We start from the raw sequence: 9,152 nt of genomic DNA, 5'->3' as shown, positions 1-9,152 counted from the left end.
GGGGAAAACCGCGCGCCCGCCCTCATTGTATGCCGGTCGGTTCAGGCGGCGATCTGGCCGAAGGGATCAAGCACGAACTTCTGTGCCGCCCCCTTGTCGAAGCTGTCATAGCCCTGCGGGGCATCCTCCAGCGAGATGATCTTGGCGTTGACGATGTCGGCGATGGGCAGCCGATCATGCAGGATGGCCATCAGCAATTGGCGATTGTAGCGCAGCACCGGCGTCTGCCCGGTGTGGAAGGACTGCGCCTTCGCCCAGCCGAGCCCGAAGCGCATGGAGAGGCTGCCCCGCTTCGCCGCCGGATCCACCGCGCCGGGATCATCGGTGACATAGAGGCCCGGAATGCCGACGGATCCGGCGGCCCGGGTGATCTCCATCATCTGGTTCAACACCGAGGCCGGCTGCTCGCCGCCGGAATGCCCGCGCGCCTCGAACCCCACCGCATCGATGGCGGCATCCACCTCATCGGTATCGATGATCTGGGCGATGAGATCGCCGAGGCGATCGCTCTTGGTCAGGTCGACCGGTTCGAAACCCACCTTCTTGGCATGGGCCAGACGCTCGGGATTGAAATCCCCCACCATGACCACCGCCGCCCCCAGGATGCGCGCGGATGCAGCGGCCGCCAGCCCCACCGGCCCGGCGCCGGCCACATAGACCGTGGAGCCCACCCCCACGCCCGCCTTCACCGCCCCATGAAACCCCGTGGGCAGAATGTCGGAGAGCATGGTGATGTCGCGGATCTTGGCCATGGTGCGGTCGCGGTCCGGCAGCTTCAGCAAGTTGAAGTCCGCATAGGGCACCAGCACATATTTGGCCTGCCCGCCGATCCAGCCGCCCATGTCCACATAGCCGAACGCGCCGCCGGCCCGCGAGGGATTGACCGTCAGGCACACGCCGGTGTCCTGCGACCGGCAGGTCCGGCAGCGGCCGCAGGCCACGTTGAACGGCACCGAGACCAGATCGCCCACCTGCAGCATCTCAACATCGGCGCCCTTTTCGATCACCTCGCCGGTGATCTCATGGCCCAGCACCAGGCCGGCCTGCGCGGTGGTGCGGCCGCGCACCATGTGTTGATCGGACCCACAAATATTGGTGGTGAGAACCTTTAAAATGACTCCATGATCAATACGACGTCCATCGGGTGCCTCGAACTTGGGATCGGGGATGTTTTGAACCTCGACCTTGCCCGGTCCGAGATAAACCACGCCTCTGTTTCCTGACATGTCAGTCCTCCCGTCGGCCGGTTATGGCCGCCGGATCCAGGCTCCGGCGGCTGCGCCAGCCCGGCCGCTGGCGATGGGTGCGACATGGGCGGCCGCGAGCAGGCACGGGGCCGCTCTGCGCCGGGCGAGGCCCGGCGGGCCAGATCACCTCATGTCGAAAATGGTCATGTCGCGTCAGGAGCCGCCGCGGCGATGCGCCGGCCGTCACATCGTGCCCCGAAACCTCTCAGGGCGCGGAAATACGGCATGCATCTGGCCGGGCGGCCAGAATGCTTTCTCTGCACTTATATTGCCATGCCCGACAAAGCATTTCGTCAGTGTTCGCAGGTGCAAGACCGGGTCTATAACCCCATTGAGTATGTATCTTGAGGCCACCCGCGACCACAGACCCTGAGTTGATCGGAAAAACTATTTCCAGAATCACGTGCCCCAGGGGGACACCATCGCGTGCATCACCGTCGCACGCCTGAGAGGCACAGTGTTCGTGACCATTTGCGATCCATCGCTCTCGGGGCGAACACCGCGGCAGAGCGGTAGACACATGCGGGACAATGGCAGGCGATACAACTTTAGCGGGATTTTCCGGCCGCTTTCGCATCTGCGAGCATGCCAAGACGCGCCGCGGCATGCCGCATGGCAAAACGGGGTTTCAGGACGCCGGCGCGTCCGCCTGCGGGCGCTCCACCGGCACCACGTCCACGCCCACCGCCAGAACCTGGTCGCCGGACGAGACCACCACCCCATCCACCGGGGAGACGTCCGCATAATCGCGGCCGACCGCCAGGATCACATGGTCCTCGCAGGCGGCGATGGCGTTGGTGGGATCCAGCCCGATCCAGCCCACCTCCTCGCCGCACCACACTTCCACCCAGGCATGGGTGGCGTCCGCGCCTTCCAGGCGGGGCTGGCCGGCGGGGGGCACGGTGCGCAGATAGCCGGACACATAGCGCGCCGGCAGGCCGAGGCCGCGCAACCCGGCGATCATCACATGGGCGAAATCCTGGCACACGCCGTGGCGGGCGGCGAAGGATTCGCTCGGCAGCGTCGAGACGCTGGTGGCATCGGGATCATAGGTGAAATCCGTATGGACCCGGCGCATCACATCCATGGCGGCCACCAGGATGGGCTGGTCGCCGGCGCAGGAACTGGCGGTCCATTCGGTGATGGCGGGATCCAGCGGCACGCTGCGGCTGGCGAACAGGCCGTGCACCGGGGACGCGGGGCCGAGATCCATGCTGGCCACCGCGGTGGCGCGCACCAGTTCTACCACCGGCGTCGCCTCAGGGTCCGGCAGCGGGCTGACGGTCACGTCGACGCGGCTGCGGGTGGAGATGGTCAATTGGTCATGGGGCGCATCCACCACCAGCCAGGCCACGCCATTGCCGAAGAAGTCCCGGCCGCGCTCGATCTCGCTGGGGATGGGATCGATGTCCAGCACATGGGCGATCACATGCTGGTGGCCCTTGCGGTCCACCGGCGACATGCGCAGCACCTGCTTGGCCGCGCGCACCTGGCCCGCATAGCTGTAGGTGGTGATCTGGCGGATATCGTAAAGCATGGCGGCCTCAGGAGACGCCGGGCCAGGAGACGGCCTGTTCCGGCCCCTGGATGAAATAATGCGCGCTGATCTCGTCCGACAGCCGCAGCAGGTCGCCCTCCATGGCCTCGAAATCCTTCAGCTCGAATGAATCCGCGGTGCGGGCGATGAGATCGGACAGGATGCGCGCCACCAGCCGCTCCGACAGCGAGGGCGGCGCATCGGGGTCGCGGCCCGGCAGCACCCGCAGATGGTCGGCGATGCGCTGGATCTGGAACATCAGCGAGCGCGGATTGTCCGGGTCCAGCAGCACCAGATCCAGCACCGGCCCGCGTGCCTCCATCATCACATAGCGGGTGCGATAGGTGATCTGACTGTCCGCCAGTTGCAGCAGCACGTTGAGCGCCCCGCGCGGCGCTTCCGGCTCGGCGAAGGTGCGGGCGAAGCGCAAAAGGGCCACCGAGCGCTCAATGCGCCGGCCGATCTCTAGGAAGCGCCAGCCGGCGAGGCGGTTCATGTTCTCGCTGGCCAACCCTGAGAAGGCCGCAACGATGCGCAGCCCGGCATCGGCGCGCTCATGGGCATCGGCCTCGGAGGCGGCGGCGGGGATGGCGGCGGTGAGGCAGCTTTCCAGGTCCAGCAGCGCCCGCCAGGCATCGGGCGAGAAGCGGTCGCGGATCACCGAGGCGGCGGTGCGGGCATTGCGCACCAGTTGCGGCAGCGCCCCCGGCAGATCGGCGCGGGTCAAAGCGGCGATGGCATAGCGGCCGGGATTGGCGCGGGCGAGGTCGCGCGGCATCGCCCCCCAGCCGGACAGGAGGCTGAGCAGGCGCGTCACCAGCGGGCCGGCGGACGGCTCCACTTCCGACAGGCGCCCCACCAGGCCCCGCACCACCCGCAAGGTTTCCTCGCACCGCTCCACATAGCGGCCGAGCCAGAACAGATTGTCCGCCGCCCGGCTGGGCAAGGTGCCCGAGGACCGGCGAATGCGCACATTCTCCGGGCTGGGCATCAAGGTGGCGGAGGACACGGCCGTATCGGCCAGCACCCACACATCGGCGGAGCGGTCGCCGCGCTGGATGGAGAAGGCGCGGGCATCCAGGCTTTCGGAGATGCGGCAGAAGCCACCGGGCATCACCGTCCAGCCCTCGTCGGTGGCGGCCAGGAACACCCGCAAGGTGAAGGGGCGCGGCACCAGCCGGTCACCGCTCCACACCGGCATGGTGGACAGGCGGGCGATGTCCTGGCCCACCAGATCGGCACCGCGCCGGGCCATGATGGAGGCGAGGCGTCGCCGCTCGGTGACGCCCAGATCCGCGCCCACCACGGAATTGCGCCGCGACAGCCCGGCCACCGGCGCCCCGAAGGCGGAGGTGATGACCAGATCGTCGAGATTCTCCATCACCTCGGTGCGCTCGGCCTCCTGGCCGCACCACCAGGTGCCCACATGTGGCAGGATCAGCGAACGGCCCAGGATATGGGTAGCGAGGCGCGGCAGGAAGGCCATCAGCGCGGGCGCTTCCACCAGGCCCGAGCCCAAGGCATTGGCCATGGCCACCCCGCCCTCGCGCACCGCCTGCACCAGTCCCGGCACGCCGAGGCGGGAATGGGCGTTCAGCTCCAGCGGATCGGCGAAGTCCGCGTCGAGGCGGCGCAGCAGCACGTCCACCCGCTTCAGCCCGGCCACGGTGCGCACGTTCACCACGTCGCCGCGCACGGTGAGATCGCCGCCCTCCACCAGCAGGAAGCCGAGATAGCGGGCCAGCAGCGCGTGCTCGAAATAGGTTTCGTTCAGGGAGCCCGGCGTCAGCAGGCCGATGCGGCCCTCGCCGGTGGAATCCAGCTTGAGCAGCGAGGTGCGGAAGGTCTGGAAGAAGGAGGCGAGCCGCTCCATGCGCAGGCTGCGCGAGATGTCCGGCAAAGCGCGGGTCACCGCCAGCCGGTTCTCCAGCGCATAGCCGACGCCGGACGGCGCCTGGGTGCGATCGGACAGCACCCACCAGCGGCCATCGGGGCCGCGGCCCACGTCCGCCGCATAGAAGCGCAGGAACCGCCCGCCGCGGGGCTTCACCCCCACCATGGGGCGCAGGAATTCCGGGCTGCCCGCCACCGCCGCCGCCGGCAAGGCGCCATTGGCCACCAAGGTCGCGGGGCCATAGAGGTCCGCCAGCAGGGCTTCCAGCAGTTCCGCCCGCTCCACCAGCCCCTTGGCCAGTTGCGACCAGTCAGATTTCTCCAGCAGCAAAGGAATGTGGCTGAGCGCCCACGGCCGCTCGTCGCCGCCGGCATCGTCATAGACCCGGTAGAACACGCCGGATTCGCGCAGATAGCGGTCGGCGGAGGAGAAGCGGCGGCGCAGTTCCTCGGGGCCCAGTTCCGCCAAGGCGGCCAGGAAGCCGGCCCAGTGGGCGCGGGGTTGCCCCTCCGCATCCATCATCTCGTCGCGGACACCGGGCAGCGTCTGGTAGCCGCCGAGAACGCTCTCGACCGCCGCCTGCTCGAATTCCACGCTGCGGCTTTCCGCTTCGGACACGCGACCGTTTCCCTTCCCTCACACTGCGCCAGCCGGGATTGCGCCCAACGCCAGGATTTCGAGTCGTCAAGCGCGGCGGCGGCCGGGGCGCGCCGATGCTTCGCAGCACCAGCCCACCACATGCCGACCCACAACACTGATGCGTCCCGCTTGCCTGAGGCTGCGGATGGGGCTCACGGTGCCACAGATGCGGACCTTAACGCGAATAGCCGTGTGACCCAGCGCTAAAGATGCACTGCACGCGCTTTTTCGTCCGTCCGCACCATCCTGCTGCGGCGCAACACCCATCGGCGCGCGCCGCGGCGCTCCCCGCGCCGGGACAAGGCAGGCTCGCTCAGGCCCCAGGGCACCGGACAAGCGGCGCCCCGGGATCTGTGTTCGGCGCCAATCCAGCGGCGTCCCGCCGGCCTAAAGGCCCATGGGGCGACGCAGATCGAGCGTGGTGGGGAACTCGTCCGGGGCCGTCTCCATGGGCACATGGGCGACACCGGGGGTGTGGCCATGCGCCTGGAAGCGGGCGAGGCGGCGGGCTTCCGCCTCGTAGGAATTGACCGGATAGGTCTCGTAATTGCGCCCGGCCGGATGGGCCACATGATAGATGCAGCCGCCGCGCGAGCGCCCGTTCCAGGTGTCCACCAGATCGAACACCAGCGGGGTGTGCACCGGAATGGTGGGGTGCAGGCCTTCCGGCGGCTGCCACGCCTTGTAGCGCACGCCGCCGACGAAGGTGCCGTTGCGCCCGGTGGGCGAGAGCGGCACGCGCCGGCCATTGCAGGAGAGCACATAGCGGCCGGGCACGAAGCCCTCCACCTTCACCTGCACCCGCTCCACGGATGAGTCCACATAGCGGACGGTGCCGCCGATGGCCCCTTCCTCGCCCAGCACATGCCAGGGCTCCAGCGCCTGACGGACCTCGATGTCCACGCCCGCCCGCTGCACCTGGCCGAACGCCGGGAAGCGGAACTCGAACTGGGCCTGGAACCACAGCGGGTCAAAATCGTAGCCGGCCTCGCGCAATTCGGAGAGCACGTCGAGGAAATCCGCCCAGCAATAATGCGGCAGCATGAAGCGGTCGTTCAGCTCCGTGCCCCAGCGCACGCAGCCGCCGGTGAGCGGCTTGCGCCAGAGCGCGGCGATGAGCGCGCGCAGCAGCAGTTGCTGGGCCAGACTCATGCGCCAGTCCGGCGGCATCTCGAAGCAGCGGAATTCCACCAGCCCCAGGCGGCCGGTGGGGCCATCGGGGGAATAGAGCTTGTCGATGGAGATTTCGGTGCGGTGGGTGTTGCCGGTCACATCCATGAGGATGTTGCGCAGCAGCCGGTCCACCAGCCACGGCGGCGGCGCCATTTCAGTGCCCGGCAGCGGGAACTTCGACAGCGCGATCTCCAGCTCATACAGGCTGTCGTGGCGGGCTTCGTCGATGCGCGGGTGCTGCGAGGTCGGGCCGATGAACAGGCCGGAGAACAGATAGGACAGCGAAGGATGGCGCTGCCAGAACAGGATCAGGCTTTTCAGCAGATCCGGGCGGCGCAGGAACGGGCTGTCGGCGGGGGTGGTGCCACCCACCACCACATGGTTGCCGCCGCCGGTGCCGGAATGGCGCCCGTCGATCATGAACTTCTCGGTGCCGAGACGGGCGAGGCGCGCGTCCTCATAGACCGCGCGCGTGACCTCGACGCAGCCCTTCCAATCGGCGGAGGGGTGAATGTTCACCTCCAGCACGCCGGGATCGGCCGCCACCTTGATGACTTCCAGGCGATAATCGAACGGCGGCGGATAGCCTTCCAGATGCACCGGCATCTTCAGCTCGGCTGCCACCGCTTCGATAGCGGTCACGAGATCGAGGAAGGCTTCCAGCGTCTCCAGCGGCGGCAGGAAGATGCACAGCTTGCCGTCGCGGGCCTCCACCGCCAGAGCGGTGCGCACAAAGAACGGGCCGACCTGCGGCGCGCTGGACATATAGTCCTGCGCGATGCGCCGTGCCCGCTCGGCGGCGGGAATGACGCCGCTGGCCCCATCGCGGCGATAGCCCTGGGCCATCTCGTCCGGATCGGGCAGCGGATCGCGCACCTCCAGCGGGTCCGCCGGCAAGGTGTGGGGATAGATGGTCGGCGCCAGGAACGGCAGCGACGCCAGAGGCAGGCGGAAGCCGATGGGGCTGTCGCCGGGCACCAGGAACAGATGGCCGCGACGGAACGCCCACAGTTCACTCAGCCAGCCGCCGCCGCCGGGGCCGGCCACATGCTGGAGCGGGAACACATAGCCGCGGGCGACGCCCAGGCCCTCGGAGAAGGCGCGCGCCATGGCCTGGCGGGCCACCGGATCATCGATGCGCGGATCACCGGGCTCGAGGTTTTCCGGCAGGTTGGCTTCCTTGAGCAGGAAGTGGGCAATGTCCTCATAGGCCGGCAGCACGACGTGCGGCGCGAGGCCCAGGCGCTCGGCCAGCGCGTGGCTGAAGCGCTCCGCATCCGCTGCGGTGGCGGTGTGGTGGCCGGTCTCGGAGGCGATCAGGCTGACGTCGTTCCAGATCGGCTTGCCGTCCTTGCGCCAGAACAGGCCGAACGACCAGCGCGGCAGGCTTTCGCCCGGATACCATTTGCCCTGGGCATAATGCAGCAGGCCGCCGGGGGCGAAACGCTGGTGCAGGCGGCGGATCATGTCGTCCGCGCGCACCCTTTTCTGCGGGCCGAGCGCCGCCGTGTTCCATTCCGGCGACTGATAGTCGTCGATGGACACGAAGGTGGGCTCGCCGCCCATGGTCAGGCGCACGTCATGGGCCTTGAGGTCCGCGTCCACCTTCTCGCCCAAGGCATCCAGGGCCGCCCAGCTCTCATCCGAGAACGGCAGCGTCACGCGCGGGGCTTCCGCCACGCGGGTGACTTTCATGTCGAAGCCGAATTCCACCTCGGCGGGTTCCACCAGCCCGGTGATGGGGGCGGCGGAGCGATAATGCGGGGTGGCGGCCAGGGGAATATGGCCTTCGCCGCACAGCAGGCCGGAGGTGGCGTCGAGGCCGATCCAGCCGGCGCCGGGCAGATAGACTTCGGCCCAGGCGTGCAGATCGGTGAAGTCCACGTCCGTGCCCGAGGGGCCATCCAGGGACTTCACGTCGGGCTTGAGCTGAATGAGATAGCCGGAGACGAAGCGGGCGGCGAGGCCGAGGCGACGCAGCACCTGCACCAGCAGCCAGCCGCTGTCGCGGCAGGAGCCGAGCGCGCTGCCCAGGGTCTCGTCCGGCGTCTGCACGCCGGGCTCCATGCGGATCACATAGCCCACGTCGCCCTGGATCTTCTGGTTCAGCGCCACCAGGAAGTCGACCATCCGGGTCTTCTCGCGCGGCACGCTCTCCACGAACGCGTCCAGCAGCGGGCCGGCGTCGTCCAGCTCCAGATACGGGGTCAGCTCGGCCTTCACCTCCGGGGCATAGGTGAAGGGGAAGTGCTCGGCATATTCCTCGATGAAGAAATCGAACGGATTGATGACCGACATGCTGGCCAGCAGATCCACCTCGATCTTGAATTCGGTGGTCTTCTCCGGAAACACCAGCCGGGCCTGCCAGTTTCCGAACGGGTCCTGTTGCCAGTTCAGGAAGTGCTCGGCCGGGGAAACCTTCAGCGCATAGGCGGGAATGGCGGTGCGGGTGTGGGGGGCCGGGCGCAGCCGGATCAGCTGCGGCCCGAGGGCCACCGGCTTGTCATAGGTGTAGCTGGTAACGTGGTGCAGGCTGGCAAGAATGGACATAAGGGATCACCGAGGTCGGCGGGCAGGCGTCGCCCAAGGTTAAACAAGGGGTTGCGTCCGAGGAAGCGCGACTTTGCGGCGATCCGTGCCGCTTTGTGAGGCAAATAAGCAA

Annotated in this window: 4 protein-coding genes; all 4 read right to left on the bottom strand. The window is 68.1% G+C overall.

Translation table 11 applies throughout. The features are described from left to right. Positions 1–41: 41 nt before the first annotated feature. The 4 genes from fdhA to AAG816_RS20955 all read right to left on the bottom strand — a co-directional run bounded on the left by fdhA (position 42) and on the right by AAG816_RS20955 (position 9,040). Positions 42–1,226 (bottom strand): formaldehyde dehydrogenase, glutathione-independent, encoded by a 1,185-nt coding sequence (fdhA, locus tag AAG816_RS20970; RefSeq protein WP_341991629.1) that lies wholly within the window; start codon positions 1,224–1,226, stop codon positions 42–44. A 649-nt stretch (positions 1,227–1,875) separates the two neighbouring features. After that, on the bottom strand, positions 1,876–2,784 hold the full coding sequence (locus tag AAG816_RS20965; RefSeq protein WP_341991628.1) for a transglutaminase family protein: 909 nt from the start codon (positions 2,782–2,784) through the stop codon (positions 1,876–1,878). 7 nt (positions 2,785–2,791) lie between these two features. Further along, positions 2,792–5,296, bottom strand: a complete 2,505-nt coding sequence (locus AAG816_RS20960) for a circularly permuted type 2 ATP-grasp protein (RefSeq protein WP_341991627.1) — start codon at positions 5,294–5,296, stop codon at positions 2,792–2,794. 408 nt (positions 5,297–5,704) lie between these two features. Continuing rightward, positions 5,705–9,040, bottom strand: coding sequence for a transglutaminase family protein (locus tag AAG816_RS20955; protein WP_341991626.1), 3,336 nt, complete (start codon positions 9,038–9,040; stop codon positions 5,705–5,707). Positions 9,041–9,152 lie beyond the last annotated feature (112 nt).

Source organism: Azorhizobium sp. AG788 (assembly GCF_943371865.1).
Classification (GTDB): Bacteria; Pseudomonadota; Alphaproteobacteria; order Rhizobiales; family Xanthobacteraceae; genus Azorhizobium.
The sequence above is the reverse complement of the archived record's forward strand: the minus strand, read 5'-3'. Positions and strand labels throughout refer to the sequence as shown.

Excerpts from the sequence above, each read along its gene's own strand:
- AAG816_RS20965 (WP_341991628.1), bottom strand. The coding sequence starts at position 2,784 with ATGCTTTACGATATCCGCCAGATCACCACCTACAGCTATGCGGGCCAG.
- AAG816_RS20955 (WP_341991626.1), bottom strand. The coding sequence starts at position 9,040 with ATGTCCATTCTTGCCAGCCTGCACCACGTTACCAGCTACACCTATGAC.
- fdhA (WP_341991629.1), bottom strand. The coding sequence starts at position 1,226 with ATGTCAGGAAACAGAGGCGTGGTTTATCTCGGACCGGGCAAGGTCGAG.